Source organism: Streptomyces sp. G45 (assembly GCF_049542095.1).
GTDB lineage: Bacteria > Actinomycetota > Actinomycetes > Streptomycetales > Streptomycetaceae > Streptomyces.
Map to the genome: position 1 here is coordinate 134,315 of NZ_JBMUZU010000002.1, position 25,900 is coordinate 160,214.

Sequence of the window (25,900 nt, forward strand, 5' to 3'; positions counted from 1 at the left end):
GGCCGGGAACCGGAGGCTTCACCCTCGTGGAAGTGGATCAGCCGTACAAGGCACCCGGGTGGCGCCCGCGGGCCCGGTGACCGGCGGGCTTGCGTCCCGCCGGCGGGACGGTGCGCGGAGCCCGGGCGGGCTCCGCGCGCGGTCGGGTCACGTCCGGCCGCCGCCGGTCATCGAGGTGACGATGTGTCCGGCGACGCGCCGCGGCGTCGGGTGCCGCAGCACCATGCTGGGCCGCAGCCTGAGCCCGGTCGTCGTGGTCAGGCGCTTGCTGAGCTGCACGGACAGCAGCGAGTCGAAGCCGATGTCCTTGAACTCCCGGTCGGGGTCGATGGTGTCGCCCGACGCGTGCCCGAGGACGACGGCGACCTTGGCGAGGACGTGGTCGAGGACGGCGGCGGCGGCCTCGTCAGCGGGGAGCGCGGCGACCAGCTCCGGCAGCGGAACGGTCTCCTCCTGTCCGGTGGTTCCGGGCTGTCCGGGCAGCTCGATCGACGGTGCCTCGGCGGTCGCGCCGCCGGAAACGGAGTTCAGCCAGTAGCGCTGCCGCTGGAAGGCGTACGTCGGCAGGTCCACGCGGCGGCGCGGGCCGAGCACGGCGTTCCAGTCCACGGCTCCGCCCTGGGCGTGGAGCTGGGCGAGGGAGCCGAGCACGGCCTCCGCCTCACCGCGGTCGCGCCGCGCCGAGGACAGCACGACCGCCTCGTCGGCGCCCGCGGCACCGGCGGAGTCGGCCGCATCGTGGGACTCGGCGGCGTCGGCGGCGTCGGCGGCGTCGTCGAGGATCTCCTGCACGGGGACGGTGAGGACCGGGTGCGGGCTCATCTCGATGAACACCCGGAAGCCGTCCGCCGCCAGCCGCCGTACGGAGGACTCGAACCGCACCTGCTCGCGCAGGTTGGTGTACCAGTAGTCGCCGTCCAGCCGCGCGGTGTCGATGGTCTCGCCGTACAGCGTCGAGTAGAACGGCAGCGCGGACGTGGTCGGGCTCAGGTCGGCCAGCGGGGCGATGACCTGGTCGCGGACGCGGGTCACATGGGGGGAGTGCGAGGCGTAGTCGACGGAGATCCGCTTGGCCTGGGCACCCTCGGCCTTCATCTTCTCGACGAACTCGTCGAGCGCGTCGGGCTCGCCGGAGACCACGACGGAGCGGGGGCCGTTGACGACGGCGATGCTCACCCGGTCCCGCCAGGGGGCGAGGCGGTCCTCGACGACGGCCGCGGACTCCGCGACCGACGCCATGCCGCCGTGCCCGATGAGGTCCACCAGGGCCTTGCTGCGCAGCGCCACGACCTTGGTGGCGTCGCGCAGGGACAGCGCGCCGCACACGTGGGCGGCGGCGATCTCGCCCTGGCTGTGCCCGATGACCGCGGCGGGCTCCACGCCCCAGGACCGCCACAGGGCGGCCATGGACACCATCACGGAGAACAGCGCGGGCTGCACCACGTCCACGCGGTCCAGAGCGGGCGCCCCCTCGGCGCCGCGCACCACGTCGAGCAGCGACCAGTCGACCCACTCGGCGAGGGCGTCCGCGCACGCGTCGAGGCTGCGCGCGAAGACGGGGAAGGCGGCGTACAGCTCACGGCCCATGCCGACCCACTGCGAGCCCTGCCCGGGGAACACGAAGGCGGTGCCGCCGAGGTCGCGGGCGGTGCCGCGCACCACGGCGGCGGACTCGGTGTCGTCGCCCAGCGCGGTGAGCCCGGCGAGGAGTCCGTCCCGGTCGTGGCCGAGGACGACCGCCCGGTGCTCGAACGCCGTCCGGCTCGCCACCAGCGACCAGGCGGCGTCGGCGAGGTCCAGGCCGGGGGCGGCGGCGGTGAAGTCGCGCAGCTTGCGGGCCTGTCCCCGCAGGGCGGCCGGGGTCCTGCCCGACAGCACCCAGGGCACCAGGCCGCCGGGCGGCTCCGCGCCGGGCTCGTCCGGCCGCTCGCTCGGCGGGGCCTCCTCCAGGATGACGTGGGCGTTGGTGCCGCTGACGCCGAAGGAGGACACCGCGGCCCGCCGGGGCCCGTCCGCCGGGGTCCACTCCCGGCCCTCCAGGAGCAGTTCGACGGCGCCGGACGACCAGTCCACGTGGTGCGAGGGCGTGTCCACGTGCAGGGTCTTCGGCAGGTGCCGGTGGCGCAGGGCCATGACGGCCTTGATGACGCCGCCGACTCCGGCGGCGGACATGGAGTGCCCGATGTTCGACTTCAGGGAACCGAGCCACAGCGGTCGGCCCTCGGCCCGGCCCTGCCCGTAGGTCGCGAGGACGGCGCCCGCCTCGATGGGGTCGCCGAGGGTGGTGCCGGTGCCGTGGGCCTCGACGAGGTCGACGTCGGCGGGTGTGAGGCCCGCGTTGGCCAGGGCCTTGCGGATCACCTTCTCCTGGGCGAGGCCGTTGGGGGCGGTCAGGCCGTTGCTGGCGCCGTCCTGGTTCACGGCGGAGCCGCGCAGGACGGCGAGGACCGGGTGGCCGTTGCGGCGGGCGTCGGACAGCCGCTCCAGGAGCAGCACGCCCACGCCCTCGGCCCAGCCGGTGCCGTCGGCGGCGTCCGCGAAGGACTTGCACCGGCCGTCGGGCGACAGTCCGCGCTGCCGGGAGAACTCCACGAACAGCGCGGGCGTCGCCATCACCGACGCGCCGCCCGCGAGCGCCAGGGAGCACTCCCCCGTGCGCAGCGACCGCATCGCGGTGTGGATGGCCACGAGCGACGACGAGCAGGCCGTGTCGACGGTGATCGCCGGTCCGGTCAGGCCGAGTTCGTACGCCACCCGGCCGGAGGCGACGCTGAGGGTGCTGCCCTGCACCAGGTAGCCCTCCAGGTCGCCGCCGCTCGACTCCAGGAAGCGGTTGCCGTACTCGGGGAAGCTCACCCCGGAGAACACGCCGACCTCGGTGCCGCGCACGTCGGCGGGGAGGATGCCCGCCCGTTCGAGGACCTCCCAGGACGTCTCCAGGAGGAGCCGCTGCTGCGGGTCGACGGCGAGGGCCTCGCGCGGGCTGATGCCGAAGAACCCGGCGTCGAAGTCGGCCGCGTCCCTCAGGAACCCGCCGTGGCGCGTGTAGGAGGCGCCGAGCGTGTCGGGGTCGGGGTCGTAGATGTCGCGCCAGCCGCGGTCGGCCGGGAAGTCGCCGACGACGTCGCGGCCCTCGCGGACCACGTCCCACAGCTCCTCGGGGGTGGCCACGCCGCCCGGGTAGCGGCACGCCATGGCGACGACGGCGATGGGTTCGCCGCACCCGGCCTTCAGGGCGTCGTTCTCCTGCCGGAGGCGGTCGCGTTCCTCAAGGAGGGCGCGCAGCGCCCGCTCGACCCGGTCGCCGCCCCGCGCCGGGCGTGCCGCGGCGTTGTCCGTGCTGTCCGTGCTGTCCGTGCTGTCCAGGTGGCCCATGTCAGTTGCCCCTCTCGTCCAGAGCCAGGTCGACGAGTGCGTCCAGGTCCAGGGCGGCCAGTGCGTCGGTGTCGGTGTCTGCGGCTGTGTCGGCGGCGACCGGAGTGCCGTGGGTGTCAGTGGTGCCGTGGGTGCTCGCGGTGCCGTGGGTGTGGGGGCCCGGACCGGCGGCGTCCAAGTCGGCGGGGGCGGCGCAGGCGAGGACGAGGTCCAGGACGCCCGCGCTGCGCAGCCGTTCGATGGGGACGGTGCGCAGCACTTCCCGGATCTCCGCGTCCCCGGCCGCCGCGCCGGGGTCCGCCGCGGGACGCAGCAGGCCGCCGAGGTGCCGCGCCAAGGCGCTCGGGGTCGGGTAGTTGAAGACGATCGTGGGCGCCAGCTTCAGGTCGGTCGCGGCCGCCAGGCGGTTGCGCAGCTCGACGGAGGTCAGCGAGTCGAAGCCGAGTTCCTTGAACGCCTTCTCGGTGTCGATGGTGTCGGGCGTGTCGTGGCCCAGTACGAGGGCGACGTTGCCGCGTACGAGGGTGGCGAGGGCGTCCTCGGCCTCCTCGGGGGTCATCCGGGCCAGGCGGTCGCGCAGGGTGGCGGCGCCGGTCGCCGTGGCGGCGGCTCCGGCCCTGCGGGCGGGTGCGCGCACCAGGCCCTGGAGGACGGCGGGGAGGGTGCCCGCCTCCTGGTGGGGGCGGAGCAGGGCGGGCGCGATCCGGGCGGGGACCAGGGTGGCGGCGCCCGTGGCGCGGGCGGCCTCGTACAGCGCCACGCCCTCGTCGGCGGTGATCGGTTTGATGCCGAGGCGGGCCATGCGGGTGCGGTCCACGTCGTCCATGTGGCCGGTCATGCCGCTGCTGTCGGACCACAGGCCCCACGCGAGGGAGGTGGCGGGCAGCCCGGCGGCGCGGCGGCGCTCGGCCAGCGCGTCGAGGGCGGCGTTCGCCGCCGCGTAGTTGCCCTGGCCCGGGGTGCCGAGGACGCCCGCCACGGAGGAGAACAGCACGAACTCGGCGAGGTCCGCGTCCCGGGTCAGCTCGTGCAGGTGCCAGGCGGTGTCGACCTTGGGGCGGAACACCCGGTCGACGCGCTCCGGCGTCAGCGAGGTGACGGTGGCGTCGTCGAGGACCCCGGCGGTGTGGACGACGGCGGTGAGGGGGTGCTCGGCGGGGACGGTGTCGAGGAGCGCGGCGAGGGCGTCGCGGTCGGCGGTGTCGCAGGCCGCGACGGTGACCCGGGCGCCCAGTGCCCGCAGCTCGGCGGCGAGTTCGGCCGCGCCCGGCGCGTCGGGCCCGCGCCTGCTGGTCAGCAGCAGGTGCCCGGCCCGGCCCGCGGCCGCGTACCGGCGGGCGAACAGCCCGCCGAGGGTGCCGGTGCCGCCGGTGATCAGGACGGTGCCGCCCGCGACGGGCTCGGGCGCGGCGGGGGCGTCGGCGCCGGGCGGGGCGTGCCGCACGAGCCGGGGCACGTGGGGGGCCGGGCCGTCGTGGCGGACGGCGAGTTGGGGCTCGCCGCTGGCGAGGGCGGCGGCGAACGGCTCGGCGGGCACGGCATCCTCGTGGGCGACGCCGTTCCCGGCGGGCAGGTCGATCAGCGTGAACCGCTGCGGGTTCTCCGCCTGTGCCGTACGCAGCAGGCCCCACGCGGCGGCGGCCGCGGGGTCCGGCGTCTCGCTGTCGGCGTGGACGGCGACCGCGCCCCTGGTGAGGAGCACCAGGCGGCTGTCGGCGAGCCGTTCCTCGGCGAGCCAGGCCCGCGCCAGGTCCAGGGCGTACCGCACGGACTCCCGTGCCGCGCCGGGCAGTTCGCGGTCCCCGTCCGTGCCGGAGCGGCCCAGCAGCCCGGTCGCGACGACCACGTCCGGCGGCGCGGCGGAGTCACGGGACCCGTCGGGCCGCGCGGTTCCGTCGGCCCCAGCGTCCCCGTGGGCGCCGTCGGCCTCGCCGGGGAGCAGCGTCGCCAGCTCGGTGTGCCGCTCGGCCGTGACGCCCTCGGGCAGCGCGGTGAGCAGCGCCTCGGGCACGGCCTCGCCGAGGTACGCCACGCGCGTGGCCGTCAGGGGTCCGGCGGCGGGCGCGGGCGTCCAGGTCAGGCGGTACAGGTGGTCGTCGCCGCCCGCGGCGGCGGCCCGCGCCAACTGCTCGGTGCTGATGGGCCGCAGGGCGAGGGAGGCCGCTTCGGCGACCGGCTGCCCGGTGGGGTCGGCGAGCCGGACGCGCACCGTGTCCGCGTCGGCGGGGCTGATCTGGACGCGCAGCGCCCGGGCGCCCACGGCGTGCAGGGCGACGTTCGACCAGGCGAACGGCAGCAGCACCTGGTCGGCGTCCCGCTCGGGCCCGGTGCCGACGACCGGGTGGAGCGCGGCGTCGAAGAGCGCGGGGTGGATGCCGTAGGGGGTGGCGGCGCTGTCGGCGGGGTCGTCGGCGGCGAGGGCGAGTTCGGCGTACAGGGTGTCGCCGTGCTGCCAGACGCCGGTCAGGCCCTGGAAGGCGGGGCCGTAGTGGTAGCCGCGGTCGGCGAGGCGGTCGTACAGGGCGTCGACGGACACGGCGGTGGCGCCGGGCGGCGGCCAGGCCGCGAGGTCCGCCCAGGCGGCCGGGTCCGGCGCGGCGGGCGCGCGGGGGGTGAGGGTGCCGTGGGCGTGGCGGGTCCAGGCCTGGTCGGGGGTGGCGTCGTCGGCGCGGGAGTGGAGGGTGACGGCGCGGCGGCCGTCGCCGTCGGGGGCGGCGACGTGCACCTGGAGGTGGCGGCCGCCGGTCGCGGGCAGGGTGAGGGGGGCTTCGAGGGTGAGGTCCTCCAGGTGCGGGGTCTCGGTGGCCTGCCCGGCGTGCAGGGCGAGTTCGACGAACGCGGTGCCGGGCAGCAGCGGCGTGTCGTGGACGGCGTGGTCGGCGAGCCAGGGCTGGCCGCGCAGCGACAGGTGCCCGGTGAAGAGGTCCCCGCCGCCGTCGGCGAGGGCGACGGCGGCCCCGAGCAGGCCGTGGTCGGCGGTGCCCAGGCCGAGCCCGTGCGGGTCACCGGTGGTGGTGGCCGCCGTGATCCAGTACCGCTGCCGCTGGAAGGGGTAGGTGGGCAGGTCGGTGTGGGCGGGCCGGGCGGCGGGGAAGAAGCCCGCCCAGTCGACGCCGGTGTGCGTGTGGGCGGCGGCCAGCGAGGTCAGCACGCGCTGCCAGGTGTCGTCGTCGCGGCGCAGGGTGCCGGTGACGGCGACGGCGCCCTCACCCAGGTGGTCCTCGGCGGTCTCCTGGAGCGGGTGGGTGAGCACGGGGTGCGGGCTGACCTCGACGAACAGGGTGTGCCCCGCGTCCAGCAGGGCACGGGTCGTCGCCTCGAACGCCACGGTGGTGCGCAGGTTCTCGTACCAGTAGGCCGCGCCCATGGCGGTGGTGTCGCTCAGGGCGCCCTCGGCGCGGTCGCCGACCGTCGAGTAGAACGCGACGTCGGCCGCGCGGGGGCGCACCGGGGCGAGGAGTTCGAGGAGTTCGTCGTGGAGCGCCTCGACGTGCGGGGTGTGGGACGCGTAGTCCACGGGGATCCTGCGGGCGCGGACGTCGCGGCTCTCGCAGTGGGTGACGAGTTCGTCGAGGGCGTCGGCGTCCCCGGCGACGACGGTGGCCGAGGGCCCGTTGACGGTGGCGATGAACACGCGCCCCCGCCAGCGGTCGGCCAGCTCCTGGGCGTCGGCGAGCGGCAGCGGCAGGGACACCATGCCGCCGCGGCCCGCGATGTGGGCGATGGCCTGGGAGCGCAGCGCCACGACGCGGGCGGAGTCGTCCAGGGACAGCACACCGGCGATGTGCGCGGCGGCGATCTCGCCCTGGGAGTGGCCGACGACGGCGTCGGGGGTGACGCCCAGGTGCTCCCACAGCCGCGCCAGCGAGATCATCATCGCCCACAGGGCGGGCTGGATGACGTCGACGCGGTCGAGTCCGGGCGCGCCCGGCTCCCGCCGGAGCACGTCGAGGAGGTTCCAGCCGGTGTACGGCTCCAGTGCCGCCGCGCACGCCGTGAGGTGCGCCGCGAACACCGGTGACGTGCGCGTCAGTTCCACGCCCATGCCGACCCACTGCGAGCCCTGCCCGGGGAAGACGAACACCGTCCCGCCGGGCTTGGCGGCGGCGGTGCCGGTGATGACCTGCGGGGCCGGTTCGCCGTCGGCGAGGGCGGCGAGGGCGCCCCGGAAGTCGGCCGGTTCGCGTCCGATCACCACGGCCCGGTGGTCGAACGCCGACCGGGACGCCGCCAGCGCGTGCCCGATCTCCGCCGGGGTGGCCTCCGGGTGCCGGTCGAGGTGGTCGAGCAGCCGCCGCGCCTGCTCGCCGAGCGCGGCCCGGGACTTGGCGGACAGCGGCCACGGCAGGGTGCCGTCGGTGGCCACCACCGGCTCCGGGGCGTCTTCGCCGGGCGCGGCGCCTGAGGTGTCGTCGGGGGTGTCGTCGGGGGCCTGCTCGACGATGAGGTGCGCGTTGGTGCCGCTGATGCCGAACGACGAGACGGCGGCGCGGCGCGGGCGGTCGCGCTCCGGCCAGGCGCGGTGCTCGGTGAGGAGTTCCAGGGCTCCCGCGGACCAGTCGACGTGTGGGGTCGGCGCGTCCACGTGCAGCGTCCTGGGCAGTTCGCCGTGGCGCATGGCCATGACCATCTTGATGACGCCGCCCACGCCCGCCGCGGCCTGGGAGTGGCCGATGTTGGACTTCAGGGAGCCCAGCCACAGCGGCTGGCCCTCGGGGCGGTCCTCGCCGTACGTGGCGAGCAGGGCCTGCGCCTCGATGGGGTCGCCGAGGGTGGTGCCGGTGCCGTGCGCCTCGACGGCGTCGACGTCGGCGGCCTCCAGGCCCGCGCTGGCCAGGGCCTGGCGGATGACGCGCTCCTGCGAGGGGCCGTTGGGGGCGGCCAGGCCGTTGGACGCGCCGTCCTGGTTGATGGCGGAGCCCCGGATGACGGCGAGGACCCGGTGGCCGTTGGCGCGCGCGTCGGAGAGGCGTTCGAGCAGCAGCAGGCCCGCGCCCTCCGCCCAGGCGGTGCCGTCCGCCGCCTCGGCGAACGCCTTGCACCGCCCGTCCGCCGAGAGGCCGCGCTGGCGGCTGAACTCCACGAACATGCCCGGCGTCGCCATCACGGCCACGCCGCCCGCGAGGGCGAGGGAGCACTCGCCGCCCCGCAGCGCCTGCGCCGCCATGTGCGTCGACACCAGCGAGGACGAGCAGGCGGTGTCCACGGTGACGGCGGGGCCCTGGAGGCCGAGGGTGTACGCGATGCGGCCGGAGGCGACGCTCGCAGTGGTGCCGGTGAGCAGGTACCCGTCGAACCCGGCGGCGCCGTCGTGCAGCTGCGGGCCGTACTCCTGGGTCATGGCGCCGACGAACACGCCGGTCTGGCTGCCGCGCAGCGCGGCCGGGTCGATGCCCGCCCGCTCGATCGCCTCCCAGGAGACCTCGAGGAGCAGCCGCTGCTGCGGGTCCATGGCCGTGGCCTCGCGCGGGCTGATCCCGAAGAACGCGGGGTCGAACGCCGCCGCGTCGGAGAGAAAGCCGCCCTTGGCGACGTACGTGGTGCCGGGGCGCTCCAGGTCGGGGTCGAGGAGCCGCTCGGTGTCCCAGCCGCGGTCGGCGGGGAAGTCGCCGATGGCGTCGACGCCCTCGCTGACAAGCCGCCACAGGTCCTCGGGGGCGCGGACGTCACCGGGGTAGCGGCAGGCCATGCCCACGATCGCGATCGGCTCGTCCGCGTCGGCGGCGGCGCGCGCGGTGCTGTCGGCGGCGGTGGTGCCGGGTTCGTCGGGGCCCAGCAGTTCGGCCTGGAGGAAGCGGGCGACGGCGGTGGGGGTGGGGTGGTTGAACAGCAGCGTCGTCGGCAGGTCGAGGCCGGTGAGGGCGTTGAGGCGGTTGCGCAGTTCGACGGACGCGAAGGAGTCGAAGCCGAAGTCCCTGAAGGTGCGGTCGCCGTCCACCGCGTCGGCGGCGGCACGGCCGGTGATGGCGGCGACCTCGGCCCGGACGCGGTCGGTGAGGATCTGCTCCCGCTGGGTCCGGGAGGCCTTGGTGAGCCGGTCGAGCAGCGGCGAGGATCCGGCGGGTTCGGCGGGTTCGGCGGGTTCGGCGGTTTCGGGTGCCGGGGCGGGGGCCTGGGCGTCGGCGTGGAGGTCGGTCTGGCCGTCCGTGGGCAGGTCGATCCAGTGCCGCTGCCGCTGGAAGGGGTAGGTGGGCAGGCCGGTGTGGGCGGGCCGGGCGGCGGGGAAGAAGCCCGCCCAGTCGACGCCGGTGTGCGTGTGGGCGGCGGCCAGCGACGTCAGCACGCGCTGCCAGGTGTCGTCGTCGCGGCGCAGGGTGCCGGTGACGGCGACGGCGCCGTCGCGGCCCTCGGGGCCCTCGTGGCCCCGGACGGTCTCCTGGAGCGGGTGGGTGAGCGCGGGGTGCGGGCTGACCTCGACGAACAGGGTGTGCCCGGCGTCCAGCAGCGCGCTGGTGGCGGTCTGGAAGTGCACGGCGGTGGCGAGGTTCTCGTACCAGTACTCGGCGCCCATCACGGTGGTGTCGGCCATCGGGCCGCCCAGGTGGCCGTCCACGGTCGAGTAGAACGCCACCGAGCCGGGGCGTGCCCGGACCGGTGCCATGACCTCCATCAGCTCCTCGCGCAGCGGGTGCACGTGGGAGGTGTGCGAGGCGTAGTCGATGGGCACCTTGCGGCCGCGCAGGCCCTCGGCCTCGCAGTGGGCGAGCAGTTCGCGCACGGCGGCGGTGTCACCGGCGACGACGGTGACCGAGGGGCCGTTGACGGTGGCCACGACCAGGCGTCCCTCCCACCGGGCGATCAGCGCCTCGGCGTCCGCCAGGGGCAGCGGCAGCGACACCATCCCGCTGCGGCCCGCGATCCGCACGAGCGCCCGGGACCGCAGCGCCACGATCCGCGCGGCGTCGTCGAGGGTGAGGATCCCGGCGACGTGCGCGGCGGCGATCTCGCCCTGGGAGTGGCCGACGACGGCGTCGGGGGTGACGCCCAGGTGCTCCCACAGCCGCGCCAGCGAGATCATGACCGCCCACAGCGCGGGCTGGATGACGGCGTCGCCCTCCAGTGCCGGTGCGCCCTCGGCCTGTCGGAGCACGTCGACGAGGGTCCAGCCGGTGTACGGCTCCAGCGCCGCCGCGCACGCCGTGAGGTGCTCGGCGAAGACGGGGCTGGCCGCCATGAGCCGCACGCCCATGCCGACCCACTGCGGGCCCTGCCCGGGGAAGACGAAGACGGTCCTGCCCGGCTGGGCGGGGGCCGTTCCGGTGACGACCCGGGCGGAGGGCTCGCCGTCGGCGAGCGCGGTCAGCGCGCTGTGGAAGTCGCCCGGTTCGCGTCCGATCACCACGGCCCGGTGGGGAACACCGACCTGGCGGCCATCAGCGCGTGCCCGATCTCCGCCGGGGTGGCCTCAGGGTGCCGGTCGAGGTGGTCGAGCAGCCGCCGCGCCTGCTCCTCAAGGGCGGGCCGGGACTTGGCGGACAGCGGCCACGGCAGGGTGCCGTCGGTGGCCACCACCGGCTCCGGGGCGTCCTCGCCGGGGGTGGTGCCGGTCCACTCGCGCAGCACGACGTGGCAGTTGGTGCCGCCCATGCCGAAGGAGCTGGTGCCCGCGATGAGGGGGCGGTCGGGGCGGGGCCAGGGGGTGAGGTCGCTCTGGACGCGCAGGCGCAGCTCGTCGAAGGCGATGTCGGGGTTGGGGGTCTCGAAGTTGAGGCTGGGCGGCAGCTCCCGGTGCCAGATGCTGAGGACCGTCTTGAGCAGGCCGACGACGCCCGCGGCGCCCTCCAGGTGGCCGACGTTGGTCTTCGCGGAGCCCACGCGCAGCGGCGCGTCGGCCCGGCGCCCGGTGCCGAGGGCGGCGCCGAGGGCCGCGGCCTCGATGGGGTCGCCGACGCGGGTGCCGGTGCCGTGCAGTTCGACGTACTGCACGTCGTCGGGGCGGGTTTCGGCCTGTGCGTGGGCGCGGCGGATGACGTCCTCTTGGGCGCGGGCGCTGGGCACGGTGAGGCCGGGCGTGGCGCCGTCGTTGTTGACGGCGCTGCCCTCGATGACGCAGTAGATCCGGTCGCCGTCGGCCACCGCCCGGGACAGGGGCTTCAGGACCAGGTAGGCGCCGCCCTCGCCGCGTACGTAGCCGTTGGCGCGGGCGTCGAAGGTCTTGCACAGGCCGTCGGGTGACAGGCCGCCGAACTTGGTGGAGCCGATGGTGCTCTCGGGGACGAGCGCGAGGTTGACGCCGCCCGCGAGGGCGAGCGCGCAGTCCCCGGCGCGCAGGCTCTCCGCGGCCAGGTGCACCGACACCAGCGACGAGGACTGGGCCGCGTCGACGGCGAGGCTGGGGCCCTGGAGGCCGAGGGTGTAGGAGAGGCGGTTGGCGATGATGCCGCGGTGCAGGCCGGTGACGGAGTGGTGGTTGACGCGCTGGACGCCGTGCTTGTAGAGGCGCAGCGCGTAGTCGTCCCAGATGGCGCCGACGAAGACGCCGGTGCGGCTGCCCGCGAGGTCCGCGGGGACGATGCCCGCGTCCTCCAAGGCCTCCCAGCCGAGTTCCAGCATCAGGCGCTGCTGGGGGTCCATCATGGCGGCTTCGCTGGGGGCGATGCCGAAGAAGTCGGCGTCGAATCCGGCGACGTCGTCGAGGTAGCCGCCCCGCGTGGTGGTGATCCGGCCGGGGGCCGCGGGGTCGGGGTCGAGCAGTCGGCGGGCGTCCCAGCGGCTCTCCGGTACGTCGGTGATGCCGCTGCGGCCCTCGCGCAGCAGCTCCCAGAAGGCGCGCGGGTCCGCGGCCCGGGGCAGGCGGCACGAGACGCCCACGACGGCGATGGGCTCGCGGGCGGCGTCCTCGCCGACGCCGCGTCGCGAGCGGGACCGGAAGTTGTCGACGTCCTGCACCAGGGCCTCCCCCAACGGTTGCTCAGAGTTACGGATGTGACCGCGCGGGCGCGCTGTCGCTGTGCGGGTCCGCGGTCGGCCGGTTCGCGAGAGACGCGAGAGCCGTGACGGTGGGCGGCGGCGCGGTGGCGCCGCCCGCCTCCCTCACCGCCAGGCGGACAGCCGCTTCAGGAGGGCGTCGGGCGCGTGCATGAAGTCGTAGTGCCCGCCGTCGATCACCTGGAAGTCGACGGAGTCCGCGTAGCGGCGCCAGCCCTGGAGGTCGTCCAGGCTCAGGTCGGGGTCGTCGCGCCAGTGCAGGACGACGAGGGGGCAGTCGAGCCGGGTCGGCTCGGTCCGCCGGTAGGAGCGCGCGGCGGCGAGGTCGCGCAGCAGCACGACCAGGCCCAGGTCGATCATGTCGGGCCGCGGTTCGATGCCCCGGCCGCGCAGGAACTCCGCGAGTTCGGCGCGCAGTTCGTCCTCGGTCATGGTGAGCATGCGGTCGCGGGACGCGTCGTGCGGCGCGGGCTGCCCGGACACGAACAGGCAGCGCGGCCCCGGCAGGCCCGCCGCGGCGAGCCTGAGGGCGGTCTCGTACGCGGGCAGCGCGCCCGCGCAGTGCCCGAAGAACGCGTACGGCCGGTCGAGCAGCGGCACCAGGGGTTCCAGGAGGCTCTCGGCGAGGGCCTCGTAGGTGCCGTAGTGGGGGTGGGCCAGGCGGTTCTCGCGGCCGGGGAACTGGACCGGGGAGACCTCGACGCCGTCGATCGCGGTGGGCCAGGCGCTGAAGGCCGACGCCCCGGACCCGGAGAAGGGGAAGCAGAACAGCCGGGCGGTCCGGTCGGCGAGCGGCGGCCGGACGAACCACGGCGACGTGGCGGAGGTGGAGCCGGAAGTCATGGCGTCTTTCGTTCCTTGGCGACGATGGGCAGGTGGGTCATCCCGGAGATGAAGTACGAGCGCAGGTGCTCCGCCTCGCCGACGAGTTCGATCGACTCGAACCGCTGGAGGAGTTCCTCGAAGAACACACGCAGGGTCATCCGGGCGAGCGGGGCCCCGATGCAGAAGTGCGGTCCGAACCCGAACGCGACGTGCCGCTTGGCGTTGTCCCGGGTGAGGTCGAACTGGTGCGGGTCGGTGAACTGCGCCGCGTCCCGGTTGGCCGACCCGATCCACGCGACGACCGCCGCGCGGGCCGGGATGGTGCCCCCGGCGATCTCCACGTCGTCGACGGCGTACCGCATGAAGTTGCAGGCGGCGGAGGTCCAGCGCAGCCCCTCCTCGACCAGGTTGGGGATCAGCGAGGGGTCGGCCTGCGCCTTCGCGAACTGCTCGGGCCGCTCGATCAGCGCCTGCACGGTGCCGGAGACGGTGTGCGGCGTGGTCACGTTGGCGCCGAGCAGGATGCTGTAGCCGTCGAGGGCGATCTCCTCGTCGGTGAGCGGCGCGCCGCCGGGGCGGACGCTCATCAGGTGGTGCAGCAGGCTCTCGTCCTCGCCTCCGGCGGCCCGGCGCGCGGTCACCCACTCCTTGACGTACGTGACGAGTTCGTGGTGGGCGATGGCCAGGGTCGCGGCCTCGCTGCCGTGCCGGAAGTGCCGGTCCGCGGGAGCCGTCACCATCGCGGTCAGCTGGACGAGTTCCGCCCAGTCCTTCTCCGGGATGCCGAGCAGCGGGCCGGTGACCATCGCCGGGAGGAGCAGCGCCCGCTCGGCCAGGTCGAAGGGCTCGCCGTCGAGGGCCGGGGCGAGGAAGCGCACGATCGTGGCGCGGATCGAGTCCTCCCAGGACTTCACGGCGCGCGCGGTGAGCCTGGTGCCGATGGGCCTGCGGACCTCGGTGTGCCGCGGCGGGTCGGTGGAGGTGAGCAGCACGCCCGCCGCGGGGTCGTCGACACCGACGTGGGTGGGTGTGGTGCCGCGCTCGGAGGTGAACTCCCGGTGGTCGCCGAGGACCCGGCACACGTCGTCGTAGCGCGTGACCGACCAGAACTCCCGCCCGTCGGGCAGGACCTGGTGGTGCAGCGGCGCCCGGTCGCGCATCGCGTCCCAGACGGGGTGCGGGTCGCCGGAGGTGTACAGGTCCAGGTCGAACAGGTCGAGGCCGTCGAGGTCGACCTCGCGCGCGGGCCCCGGTGTCAGCCTCACGTGCGGGCCCCTCCCCGTGCGCCGCCGCTCGCGATCAGCTCGGCGACCCGGGCCGGGGTCTGCGCGAGGTAGAAGTCGCGCACGGACAGCTCGACGCCGTAGTCCTGGGCCACCCGGTCGATGACCTTGATGCCGATCAGCGAATTGCCGCCGAGTTCGAAGAAGTCGTCGTCCGCTCCGACCGCGCGGCCGTCGAGGTATTCCCCCCACATTTCCGAGATCTCCCGCACCAGTGACTCGGGCGCGCTCGAAGGCGCGGCCTGTTCTGCTGCCTTGTCCTGTCCAGTTCGCTGGTGGACCTGCGGCGACGATTCCATTGCCCGATTTCCTTCCTCCGCCGACGGGGCGCCCGTCCAGCCGTGCACGGCCCCGTCCCCGGACCGTCACCACCCTTACGGCCGCTGGGCCTTGAGCGTCCCGCCGGCGAGACAGCGGCCAGGGGACAGCGCGAGTCTGCCGCGGTCGCCCGCCGCCGGGGCCGTGCCGCGGGCGGCGGACGCCCGTCGCCCGGGCGGGGTTGAGCGGGGGCCGCGGAGCGTTCATGCTGATGCGGGTCACGGGTGCCGCGCCCGCCGTACGGGCGGCCTGACCGGCGGCGGCGCCACGGGCCGCGCGGGTCCTTGGGAACGCCCGAGCGGGGGCGCGGGTGCGCGGGAATGAGCGTGAGTCCGTGTGTCCGCCGGTATCCGTCGGTGTCCGTCTGTCTCCGTCGGTATCCGCGTGCGGCTGTATCCACGTGCGGCCCGGTGAATCCGAGCGGATACGGAAAGCGAGCTGTTTTCCGCGCAAACGCGAGCGAATACGTCCTTTTGCGGCACGGATACGACGCCGTCCTCGGCCCGGATCCCCACGGGCCCCGTACGCAGCGGGACCCCGCCCTCGTACCAAGCGGCCCGGACCCCGTACGAAGCGGCCTTCCCCACCTGGTCAGCGCGCCCGCGCGGTGGACTATTCCCACGGGGAAATCCTTTGGGGCGCCGGGAATTGGATGCCCGCCAAACAGCGTGGCAAAATCAGCGGGTGCAGATCGCGATGCTGGGTCCATTCGAGGTGCGCACGGACGACAGCGGATGGGTCGACGTGCCGGGCGCACGGCTGCGCGGCCTGCTGATCGCCCTCGCGCTGAAGCCGGGCCAGGTGGTCCCCAAGGCGTCGCTGGTCGACTGGATCTGGGGGAGCACCCACCCGCCGACGCGACGAACGCCCTCCAGCGCCTGGTGTCCCGGCTGCGCAAGGTCCTGCCGCACGGCGCGGTCGAGGGGCACACCGACGGCTACCGCCTGCTTGTGGAGCCCGACGCCGTCGACGCCGTGCGGTTCGAGCGCCTCGTCGCCGCGGGCCAGCCCCGCGCCGAGGACGCGGGCCGCCGGGCGCGGCTGCTGAGCGAGGCCCTTGAGCTGTGGCGCGGCGCCGCCATGCAGGACGTCGGCCTCCAGGACAGCGCCGCGTTCGACGCCGCGGTCACCCGGCTCGACGGGCTGCGCCTGACCGCCCTGGAGGAGCGCTACGACGCCGAGGTCGCCCTCGGGCGCGGCGCGGAGGTGGTCACGGAGCTGACCGACCTGGTGGCCGCGCACCCGCTGCGGGAGCGGCTGGTGGCCACGCTGATGCGCGCCCTGGTCGCCGCGGGCAGCGACAGCGAGGCGCTGCTGGTGTTCCAGCGCGCCAAGGAGGCCCTGGCGGGCGAGCTGGGCGTCGACCCCTCGCCGGAGCTGGCCGCGCTGCACGTGGCGCTGCTGCGGGGCGAGTTGGGCACGCGGGAGCAGTCCCGCAGGACCAATCTGCGGGCCGAGCTGACCACCTTCATCGGCAAGGACGCCGACGTCGCCGCGGTGCGCGACCTCATCGCCGGGCACCGGCTCACCACGGTGATCGGGCCGGGCGGCGCGGGCAAGACCCGGCTGGCCACGGAGACCGCGCGGTCGCTGCTCGCCGACCTGCCGGACGGGGCCTGGCTGGTGGAGCTGGCCGCCCTCAGCACCGACGGCGACGTGTCCGACGTGGCGCAGGCGACGCTCGCCGGGCTCGGCCTGCGCGACGCGCTGCTCGGCGGCGCCCCGAACGTGGAGCTCACCGACCGGCTGATCGCCGCGATCCGCGAGCGCGACGCGCTGCTGATCCTGGACAACTGCGAGCACGTGGTGGACTCCGCCGCGGTCTTCGCCCACCGGGTGCTCGGGGAGTGCCGCAGGCTGCGGATCCTGGCGACCAGCCGGGAGCCGCTCGGCATCATCGGCGAGGCGCTGTGGCAGGTGGAGCCGCTGGCGCTGCCGGGGCCGGACGCGAGCCCCAGCGAGATCGAGTCCGCGCCCGCCGTGCGCCTGCTGCGGGACCGGGCGGGCGCGGTGCGCCGCGACCTCGCGACCGACGCGGGCACGCTGGCCACGATGGTGCGCGTCTGCCGTGCCCTGGACGGCATGCCGCTGGCCATCGAGCTGGCCGCGGCCCGCCTTCGCACCATGTCCATCGACCAGCTCGCCCACCGCCTCGACGACCGCTTCCGCCTGCTGACCAGCGGCAGCCGCACCGCCCTGCCCCGGCACAAGACGCTGCGCGCCCTGGTCGACTGGAGCTGGGAGCTGCTGACCGACGCCGAGCGCCTGGTGCTGCGCCGCCTCGCGGTGTTCTCCGGCGGGACCAGCCTGGAGGCCGCCGAGCGGGTGTGCGCGGGGGACGCCGTCGAGCAGGACCAGGTCCTCGAACTGCTCACCTCGCTGACCGAGAAGTCACTGCTGCGCACCGAGGAGGTCGGTGACGGCGCCCCGCGCTACCGCATGATCGGCACGATCAAGGAGTACGCCGGGCAGCGGCTCGCGGAGGCGGGCGAGGCGGAGTCGGCGCGCCACGCGCACCTCGCGTACTTCACCGAGCTGGCCGAGACCGCGGAGCCGCACCTGCGCCGCGCCGAGCAGTTGCAGTGGCTGGCCACGCTGGAGGCCGAGCACGACAACATCGCGGCGGCGATGCGCGGCGCGATCGCGGCGGGCGAGGCGGCGGCCGCGATGCGGCTCGCGGCGGGCGCGGGCTGGTACTGGTGGCTGAGCGGGCACCGGGCCGAGGGCCTGGAGCTGATCACCGCGGCGATCAAGATGCCCGGCGAGGTGCCCGACGAGACCCGGGCCACGATGTACGCGCTCGTCGTGCACTTCCTCAGCTCGGGCCCCGGCGACGAGCACCAGGTCGCGGAGTGGATCCACAAGGCGTACCGGTTCAGTCGGCACAGCCAGAGCCACCATCCGCTGATGGGCTTCATCGCCCCGCTGCGGCGCATGCTCCAGGGGCCCGAGGCGTTCCTGCCCGCGTTCGAGCCGCTGCTGGACGACGAGGACCCGTGGGCGCGGGCGCTGGCGCGGCTGCACCTGGGCAAGATGCGGATCATGCTCGGCCAGGGCGGGCGGGAGGCGGACGCGCACCTGGAGCAGTCGCTGGCCGAGTTCCGGGCGCTCGGCGAGCGGTTCGGGGTGTCGTTCGCGCTGACCGAGCTGGCGGACCGGCTCGCCGTGCGCGGCGAGTTCGCCGCCGCGTGCGAGCACTACGACCAGGCGGTCGAGGTCGTCACCGAGGTCGGCGCCACGGAGGACATCATCCAGATGCGGGCGCGCCAGGCCCAGCTGTACTGGCACCTCGGGGACGAGGAGGCCAGCGCGGCCGCGATCGCCGAGGCGCAGCGGTACGCGGAACGGGTGGCCTGGCCGGGCGCGCTCGCCGTGCTCGCCCTGTCGAAGGCGGAGCTGGCGCGGTGGAGCGGCCGCCCCGAGGAGGCGCGTCGGCAGCTCGACCACGCGACGGCCCTGCTGGGCGAGGAGGCGGAGCAGGCGCACATCCGCATGGTGACGCACAATCTGCTCGGCTATCTCGCCGAGGACCTGGGCGAGGCCCGGGCGCACCGCGTCGCGGCCTGCACGGCGGCGACCGAGGCGGGGCACGCGCCGGTGGTGGCGCAGGCGATCGTGGGGGTCGCGGACCTGGCGCTGCGCCGCGGCGAGGTGGAGCAGGCGGCGCGGCTGCTCGCGGCGAGCACCAGTGTGCGGGGGCTGCCGGACCGGTCGCACCCGGACGTGGCCCGGATCGAGCGGGCGGCGCGCAGCCGCCTCGGCGACGCGGGCTTCGTCGAGGCGGCCCGGGAGGGAACGCGCCAGAGCTGGGCGCGCCTGGTCGAGCAGACGCTCACCCCCTGACCACCGCGGTCGCCCCACCGCCGAGACCGGACACCCGGCCCGCCCGCCGCCCGCCCGCCGGGACCACGCTCGCCTCCTGACCGCCGTGCGCGGACACACCGCCCGACCGTCGAGGCCGGGCGCGGCCCCACCGCCGATGCCGGAGGCCCCGCCCGCCGCCCCGCCACGCACCACCGCCCCACCACGCACCACCGCCCCGCCACGCACCGGCGCACCGCCCGCCCCTTGCGTGCCCCGGAAACGCGAGAAGCGCGCGGCTCTCGGAGGGGGTGAGAGCCGCGCGCGCTTCTCGAACGCGGAGGGGGAACGCCGAGGGGAGGAACGCGGCGGTCAGGCGCGCTTCTTGAACGAGGAGACCGCCCAGACGTAGCCGAGGACGGCGAGTCCGACGCACCAGGCGACGGCCGCGATCGCGTCGCCGCTGTCCACGCCGCCGAAGAGCAGGCCGCGCAGCGTCTCGATGATCGGCGTGAAGGGCTGGTACTCGGCGAACTGCTTCACACCGGCGCCCATCGAGTCCGCGGGCACGAACGCGCTGCTGAGGAACGGCAGCATGATCAGCGGCACGGCGGCGAGGCCCGCGGACTCCGCGGTCTTCGAGGCCAGGCCCATGGCCACGGTCAGCCAGCTCGCGCCGATGGCGAGCAGCAGGAACAGGCCCAGCACGCCCAGCCAGTCGGCCGCGCTGGCGTTGGGGTCGAAGCCCATCGCGAAGGCGACGCCGACGATGGCGGCGCTGGCCACCAGGCAGCGCACCGTGGTGACGATGACATGTCCGGACAGGATAGCGCCGCGGGAGACGTCCATGGTCTTGAACCGGTTGATGATGCCCTTGGTCATGTCGTAGTTCACGGATGTCGCGGTGGCGCCGAGGCCGTAGCTGACGGCCATCACGAGCATGCCCGGCGTCGAGTAGTCGACGTAGTCGTCGCCGACGTTGAAGGCGCCGCCGAAGACCTTCACGAACATCAGCATGATGACGATCGGGAACAGGACCGCGTTGAACACCGTGACCGGGTTGCGCGTGGTGTGCTTGAGGTTCCGGCGCAGCATGATCGCCGAGTCGGTCAGGGCGGTAGACACAGCGCTCACTTGGAGATCGCCTCCTTGCTGGTGTCCTTGCTCGCGTCCTTGGCACCGCGATCGGTCAGAGCGAGGAAGACGTCGTCGAGGTCGGGGGTGTGCACGGTCAGTTCGTCGGCCTCGATGCCGACGGAGTCCAGCCAGTCGAGGATGGAGCGCAGTTCGCGCTGGGTGCCGTCGCTGGGGATCTGCAGGGTCAGCGCCTCGTCGTCGGTGGTGACGTCGCGCAGCGCGACCGCGGCGGAGCGGTAGGTGGCGGGGTCGGTGAAGCGCAGCCGCACGTGCCCGCCGGGGATGAGCCGCTTCAGCTCCTCGGCGCTGCCCTTGGCGACGATCCGGCCCTCGTTGAGCACCGCGATGCGGTCGGCCAGTTCGTCGGCCTCTTCGAGGTACTGGGTGGTGAGGAAGATGGTGGTGCCGTCGGCGACCAGTTCGCGGACGATGCCCCACATGGTGCGCCTGCTGCGCGGGTCGAGGCCGGTCGTCGGCTCGTCGAGGAAGATGATCTCGGGGTTGCCGACCAGGGTCATCGCCAGGTCCAGCTTCCGGCGCATACCGCCGGAGTAGGTGGCGGCCATCTTGTCCGCCGACTCCGCGAGGTCGAACCGCTCAAGGAGGTTCCCGACCACCTGGTCGGCGGAGCGGACGCGCTTGAGGCCCGCCATCATCTGGAGGTTCTCCCGGCCCGAGAGCAGTTCGTCCACCGCGGCGAACTGTCCGGTCACGCCGATGGCGGAGCGGACCTGCTTGGTCGCGGTCGCCACGTCGTGCCCGGCGACGTGGGCCGTCCCGGCGTCGGCGTGCAGCAGCGTCGCCAGGATGTTGACCGTCGTCGTCTTGCCCGCCCCGTTGGGGCCGAGCAAGGAGAAGATCGTGCCCGTGGCGACGTCGAAGCTGACGCCGTCGAGCACGGTCTTGTCTCCGTATGCCTTCCGCAGCTCTGAGACTGCAATCGCTGTGCTTCTCATGGCTCCACCGTCGCGCTCGGGCCTGTCACCCACCTGTCACGCCTCTGACATGGCCCCTGACAGCGCGGGCGGGCCGCTGACAGCCCCGCTCCCCCACGGTCGGCAACCGCTGTGACCTGCGCGTTCCCGGGACGCGGCGAGGCTCCGGCCGTCCGGGGCGGCTGTGGGGAGCCGCCCCGGAAGGCCGGAGCCTCGGGACCTGCGCGCGGGCCGTGGGGAGCCGCGTGTCAGGCGACCGTGAGGGCCTCGTTCGAGGCGACCTGGATGGTGGGCAGGATCTCGCGGGACCGCAGCACCATGCCCTGGCAGTAGTTCGCGTTGTGCTCCAGGCTGCGCTGCGGCTGGTACGGCATCTTCTGGCGGCCGCGGTGGTCGATGTGCAGGGTGATCCGCTCGTCCCCGAGGGACCCGGCGGCCCCGGCGGAATCAGCGGACCCGGCGGAGCCGTCGGCGTCGGCGGGCGCGATCATCTCGCGGTCCACCAGGAGGCGGTACAGCTCCGGTGACACCTCCACCAGGAAGCCCCGGTCGTCGGGCTGGCCGCGCAGCGCGACCTCGGTGAACTCGTGGTCGGGGGTGCGCACCGGCTCGCGGTAGATGTAGGCGCGGGCGAGCAGGTCCAGTTCGAAGGCCTGGCGGGCCATCGGGTCGGACCACCAGTCCTGGGCGGTGACGAAGTCGGTCAGCAGCCGGTCGAACTCCTCGCGGTGCGAGCTGAGGATGAGGTGGGCGGTCTTGCCGGTGTTCAGCAGGTCGAAGTTGGCCAGGTCCTTCGTGGACTGGATGAAGAACTGGCACACCTCGGAGTCGGTCCTGGTGCGGAAGTAGCGGGACACCTGGGCGAACAGGTCGCCGTAGGAGACGATGCCGTGCGCGTCGAGGTAGCCGGAGAGGACGAACAGCGCACGCATGTTGTAGAGCGTGTACAGGGCGTGGTTGACCCAGTACCCCTCGTAGCAGTCCTCCTCGGACACCCACTTCGTGCCGAGCACGACCTCCGCCTCGGACACGTCGCTCGCCGCCTCCGCGGTGATGATGCCGAGGGTGTCCCGCTGGGCGTACATGGGCGTGTTGTGCAGGAACAGCTGGGGGTAGACGATGATGGTGTCGGCGTAGCTGCGGCAGAGCCGGGTCAGGCCGTCCTTGAACGACTCCAGGGTCTCGCCGGGCAGCGGCCAGATCATCTCCACGTACGAGCTGATGCGCTTCTCGCGCAGCAGGCGCTGGAGGCCGATGTAGGTCTCCTCGCGGATGTTCTTGCGGTCCACCATCTCCAGGGCCGACTCGTTCATCGTCTGCAGCGAGATGGGCTGGCTCACCATGAGTCCGCCGCGGACGAAGATCTCGGTGATCTCCGCCATGCGCTCGGGGCGGTTCTTGGCGGCGGCCATGTGCACGATCAGCGGGTAGCCGTTCTCCTCGCTGCACTCGACGATGTACTCGCTGAGGCTGACGTCGCGGGGCGACAGGCCCCAGTTGGCGTCGGCGATCATCAGCGCGGAGTAGCCGTTCTCACTGATCCACTTGAGTTCGTCCCTGATGCGCTGCTCTTCGTACTTGTTGACCTTGGAGTTGGTGGCGGCGCCCCAGTAGCAGAAGGTGCAGCGGAACGGGCAGCCGCGGTTGGTCTCCATGATGGCGAAGCTGAACTCGTGGCCCTCGAAGACGCCGTTGAGGAACGGCGAGGGGATGTCCATCAGGTTCTGGATGCGGGGCGCCGCCTCGGTGGTGACGAGTTCGCCGCCGTCCCAGAAGCTGAGGCCCGGCACCTGGTGCAGGTCCGGTGCGCCCGTGGCGAGTTGGCGCAGGTACTCCAGGGCCGTCTTCTCGCCCTCGCCGTTGCAGATGGAGACGTTGTGGGGGCGGTCGCTGAGGTAGGTGGAGGCGTGGTTCATCACCTGGGGCCCGCCGAGCAGGTAGTGCGCGTCGGGGCGCAGGGCGCGCAGCTCCTTCAGGACCCAGCGCACCAGCTTCATGTTCCAGATGTAACAGCTGAACGTGTAGAGGTACGCGTCCTTCGCGGCCAGCTCCTCGACGATCTGGTGCCGGTCGGCGGAGACCGGCAGGGAGACGATCTCGAAGCTGTGGCTCGCGGCGACGGCCTCGTCGCCCTGGGCGTAGGCCTGGATGTAGCCCGAGGCGAGCGGCAGAATGTTCTCGTAGGTGGGCAGCTCCACCAGGACGACCTTCCGGCGGTCCAGCGTGGCCGTCCCGGCGGCCGTGCCCCCGGTGAGTTCTTGGCTAGACATGCTCACGGTCTCCTATTCCGTCGGCCCGTCGTGCGCGCTCGCGAGGTGCTTGGAGATGGTGGCCGTGAGGGCCGCCATGTTGTCGAGGTAGAAGAAGTGCCCGCCCGGCAGGACGTGCGTGGCGCACTCCCCGGCGGTCAGTTCGTGCCAGCGCTCCGTCTCGGCGGCGGGCACCAGGTCGTCGCTCTGCCCGCCGAACGCCACGATCGGGATGTCCAGGCGGCGCCGCTCGCCGCCGTAGGCGTACTCGCGGAACAGCACGACGTCGGTGCGCAGGGTGCCCAGGGCCTGGCTGAGGGCGTCCGGGTCGTTCAGGAGGTCGGCGGGCAGGCCGTCGTACATGGTGAGGATCTTCAGCAGCCACTCGTCGGTGATCTCCTCCGCCGTCGGCGGGTTGGGCCGGTGGCGGTGCGGGGGCACGGCGCCGGAGGCGAAGAGCGCCACGGGCGGGTTGCCCGCCTGCTGCAGGCGCCAGCACAGCTCGTACCCGATGTACGAGCCCATGCTGTGGCCGAAGACGAACAGGCGTCCCTCGACGTCGCGCAGCGCGTCGAGGACCTCGGCGATGACGCTGCCGAGGTCGGCCGGTGCCGCCTCGTCGGCGCGCGCCGCCCGGCCGGGGTACTGGGCGGCGAGGATGCGCACGTCTTCGGGAAAGTACTCCGCCCACGCCGCGTAGTTCTGGGCCGAGCCGCCCGCGTGCGGCAGGATCAGCAGCGTGTCCTGCGCGGCGCCCGCGGTGCCCGCCCGCATCTCCCACAGGCAGGCCCCGGACCGGTTGGCGCGGGTCGTCGCGGCGGCCGGTTGGGCGGTCGGCTGCCCGGACTTCGACGCCCGCTGGTCGATGAGTTCGGCCAGCTCGGCGAGGACCGGCGCGTCGTTGAGGACGCGGACGGTGAACTTGATGTCCCAGTCCTTGCGCACCCGCAGGACGACCTTCGTGGCCATCAGCGAGTCGCCGCCCGCGTCGAAGAAGTCGTCGTCGCGGGTGACCTTGTCCCGCCGCAGGATCTCGGACCAGATCGCCGCGAGCCGTTCCTCGGTGGGCGTCCTGAAGTCGTTTTCCGCCATGCGCCACCCCTGTTTTCGGATCGATGCCGTTCGTGCGGTGCCGTTCGTACGGGTTTGTGCGTACGGGCCTGCGCGTATGGGTCTGTGCCTGTGCGTACGGGCCTGTGCGTATGGGTCTGTGCGTATGGGTCTGTCCGTACGCGGGTCTGTGCGTACGGGTCTGTGCGGACGTGCTGACCGCGGGTGCGGCGTCGGTGTCAGGGCGACGACGGCGCGAGTGCGGCGGCGACCGCCTTCCGGTCGGCCTTTCCGCTGGGGGTGCGCGGCAGTTCCGGCAGGACGGTGAGCGAGACCGGGATGAACTGCTCGGGCAGCGACTCGGTGAGCGCCTTGAGCGTCCTGGCGGCGTCGAACGCGTCCTCGTCGACGTCGAGGGTCACGGCGGCGCGCAGCTGCCGGGAGCCCTCGGCGATGTCCACGACCACGGTGACCGCCTCGACGACGCCGGGCTGCTCCAGGAGGCAGGCGTCCACTTCGAGGGGGTTGACGCGGACGCCGCGGATCTTCACCTCGCTGTCGATGCGGCTGAGCAGGTGCACGGTGTCCCCCTCGACGCGCACCAGGTCGCCGGTGCGGAAGGCGCGGCGGTGCCCGCGCGGCGTCGGCTCGTCGAGGGTGAGGTAGCGCTCGGCGTTGAGCGCGGCCTGGTTGAGGTAGCCCACGCCCAACGGGGCTCCCGCGACGAGGAGTTCGCCCACCGACGGGTCGTCCGGGTCGCTGGGGGCGACGAGGAGTTCGCAGCCCGGCAGCGGGCCGCCGATCGGCGGGAGCATGGGCCACTCGTCGCTGGTGCCGGTGAGCGTGTGCACCGTGACCATGGCGGACTCGCTCTGCCCGTAGTGGTTGTTGAGGCGGCAGCCGGGCAGCCGACGGAACAGCTCCCGCACCGCGGGCGTGCACACCAGCTGCTCACCCGCGGTGTTCACCTCGGCCAGGGCGAGGTGGTCGAGGCTGTCCTCGGCCTCGGCGACCACGGCGAGCATGTGCAGGGCGACATAGGGCAGGAAGAGCCGCTCGACGCGGTGCTCGGCGAGCCAGTCGAGCAGGGCGATGGGGTCGCGCCGCAGCGGCTCCGGCATGACGACCAGGGTGCCGCCGCCGCACAGCGTGCCGAGCACCTCCTGGAACCACACGTCGAAGTTGAGCGGCGCGAACTGGGCCGTGCGCAGGTCGCGGCGGACCGAGTGCCGCCACTGCCAGGCCGCCATGTTGTCGACGCAGCGGTGGGGCAGGGCGACGCCCTTGGGGAGGCCGGTGGAGCCGGAGGTGTAGATGACGTACACCGGAAGGTCGGGCTCGCAGGGCAGGCGCGTCAGGGCGGCGGCGGCCTCAGCCGCGGTCGCCGGGTCGGCCGGGCCGGGCGCGGCGGGGATGCGGACGGCGGGCGCCTTCAGGTCGAGGGGCGGCGCCTGGCCGGTGTACAGCAGCAGCTTGGCCGCGCTGTCGTCGGCCATGTGCTCCAGGCGCCTGACCGGGTACTCGACGTCCAGCGGGACGTAGGCCGCCCCCACGCTCACCGTGGCGAGCATGGCCGCGACGATGGCGGCGCCGCGGGGTCCGGTGACCGCGACGCGGTCGCCCGGAGTGATTCCGTGGGCGTCGAGGACATCCGCCACGTCGCGCGCCCACACCAATAGCTGACTGTATGTCAGCTCATGTTCCTCGTCCTTTACGGCGATGCTCTCACTCCGCGCCGCCGCGGTTTCCGCCAATGAATCGAGAAAGCATCGGAGTTCGGCGTCGCCGCCCCAGAGCGAGTACGTTCCCAGGTTTTGCGCAGGTGCATGTGACTGCTTTACCACCGCTGCCCCCAGGGCATATTGATATACGGCGGCCAATCGCCGCCAAGCTCAATCACCTATTCTCCGCACGGTATCCCAGGCGCGACCGGCGTGAAAAGCGTATCGCGGAACCTACAGGGCCCTTGTCCCGTCGACGGGACAGCGTGATACGGCCGG

Annotated in this window: 11 protein-coding genes and 1 pseudogene; 1 reads left to right on the forward strand and 11 read right to left on the reverse strand. The window is 73.9% G+C overall.

From position 1 onward, the window contains the following. Window positions 1-147: 147 nt before the first annotated feature. The 6 genes from ACOBQU_RS39535 to ACOBQU_RS39560 form a co-directional block, all read right to left on the reverse strand. The gene (locus ACOBQU_RS39535; RefSeq protein WP_423635287.1) at window positions 148-3,375 is read right to left on the reverse strand and encodes a type I polyketide synthase; all 3,228 of its coding nucleotides are present in this window, start codon (window positions 3,373-3,375) and stop codon (window positions 148-150) included. Between the two features lies 1 nt (window position 3,376). Then, window positions 3,377-10,717, reverse strand: coding sequence for an SDR family NAD(P)-dependent oxidoreductase (locus ACOBQU_RS39540; protein WP_423635289.1), 7,341 nt, complete (start codon window positions 10,715-10,717; stop codon window positions 3,377-3,379). Further along, on the reverse strand, window positions 10,711-12,186 hold the full coding sequence (locus ACOBQU_RS39545) for a type I polyketide synthase (protein ID WP_423635606.1): 1,476 nt from the start codon (window positions 12,184-12,186) through the stop codon (window positions 10,711-10,713). Before ACOBQU_RS39545 ends, ACOBQU_RS39540 begins: the two co-directional genes overlap by 7 nt. 222 nt (window positions 12,187-12,408) lie before the next feature. Then, window positions 12,409-13,146, reverse strand: a complete 738-nt coding sequence (locus ACOBQU_RS39550; protein WP_423635290.1) for a thioesterase II family protein — start codon at window positions 13,144-13,146, stop codon at window positions 12,409-12,411. Beyond that, window positions 13,143-14,393, reverse strand: coding sequence for a cytochrome P450 (locus ACOBQU_RS39555; protein ID WP_423635292.1), 1,251 nt, complete (start codon window positions 14,391-14,393; stop codon window positions 13,143-13,145). The genes ACOBQU_RS39550 and ACOBQU_RS39555 overlap by 4 nt, the downstream gene beginning before the upstream one ends. After that, window positions 14,390-14,710 carry a phosphopantetheine-binding protein gene (locus ACOBQU_RS39560; RefSeq protein WP_423635294.1) on the reverse strand — a complete coding sequence of 107 codons (321 nt, stop codon included), beginning with the start codon at window positions 14,708-14,710 and terminating at the stop codon, window positions 14,390-14,392. Before ACOBQU_RS39560 ends, ACOBQU_RS39555 begins: the two co-directional genes overlap by 4 nt. Before the next feature lie 703 nt (window positions 14,711-15,413). On the opposite strand from ACOBQU_RS39560, the pseudogene ACOBQU_RS39565 reads away from it, so the two are divergent. After that, window positions 15,414-18,571, forward strand: a pseudogene (locus ACOBQU_RS39565) (BTAD domain-containing putative transcriptional regulator). A 330-nt stretch (window positions 18,572-18,901) separates the two neighbouring features. On the opposite strand, the gene ACOBQU_RS39570 reads toward ACOBQU_RS39565, so the two are convergent. The 5 genes from ACOBQU_RS39570 to ACOBQU_RS39590 form a co-directional block, all read right to left on the reverse strand. Further along, window positions 18,902-19,663, reverse strand: coding sequence for an ABC transporter permease (locus ACOBQU_RS39570; protein ID WP_423635296.1), 762 nt, complete (start codon window positions 19,661-19,663; stop codon window positions 18,902-18,904). Continuing rightward, window positions 19,660-20,622 (reverse strand): ATP-binding cassette domain-containing protein, encoded by a 963-nt coding sequence (locus ACOBQU_RS39575; protein ID WP_423635298.1) that lies wholly within the window; start codon window positions 20,620-20,622, stop codon window positions 19,660-19,662. The genes ACOBQU_RS39570 and ACOBQU_RS39575 overlap by 4 nt, the downstream gene beginning before the upstream one ends. Before the next feature lie 227 nt (window positions 20,623-20,849). Then, window positions 20,850-22,871 carry a B12-binding domain-containing radical SAM protein gene (locus tag ACOBQU_RS39580; RefSeq protein ID WP_423635300.1) on the reverse strand — a complete coding sequence of 674 codons (2,022 nt, stop codon included), beginning with the start codon at window positions 22,869-22,871 and terminating at the stop codon, window positions 20,850-20,852. A gap of 12 nt (window positions 22,872-22,883) precedes the next feature. After that, entirely contained in the window at window positions 22,884-23,942 is a 1,059-nt protein-coding gene (locus ACOBQU_RS39585) for an alpha/beta fold hydrolase (protein WP_423635301.1), read from the reverse strand. A gap of 197 nt (window positions 23,943-24,139) precedes the next feature. After that, complete coding sequence (locus ACOBQU_RS39590; RefSeq protein WP_423635303.1) at window positions 24,140-25,744, reverse strand: AMP-binding protein; 1,605 nt, start codon at window positions 25,742-25,744, stop codon at window positions 24,140-24,142. Between the last annotated feature and the right edge of the window lie 156 nt (window positions 25,745-25,900).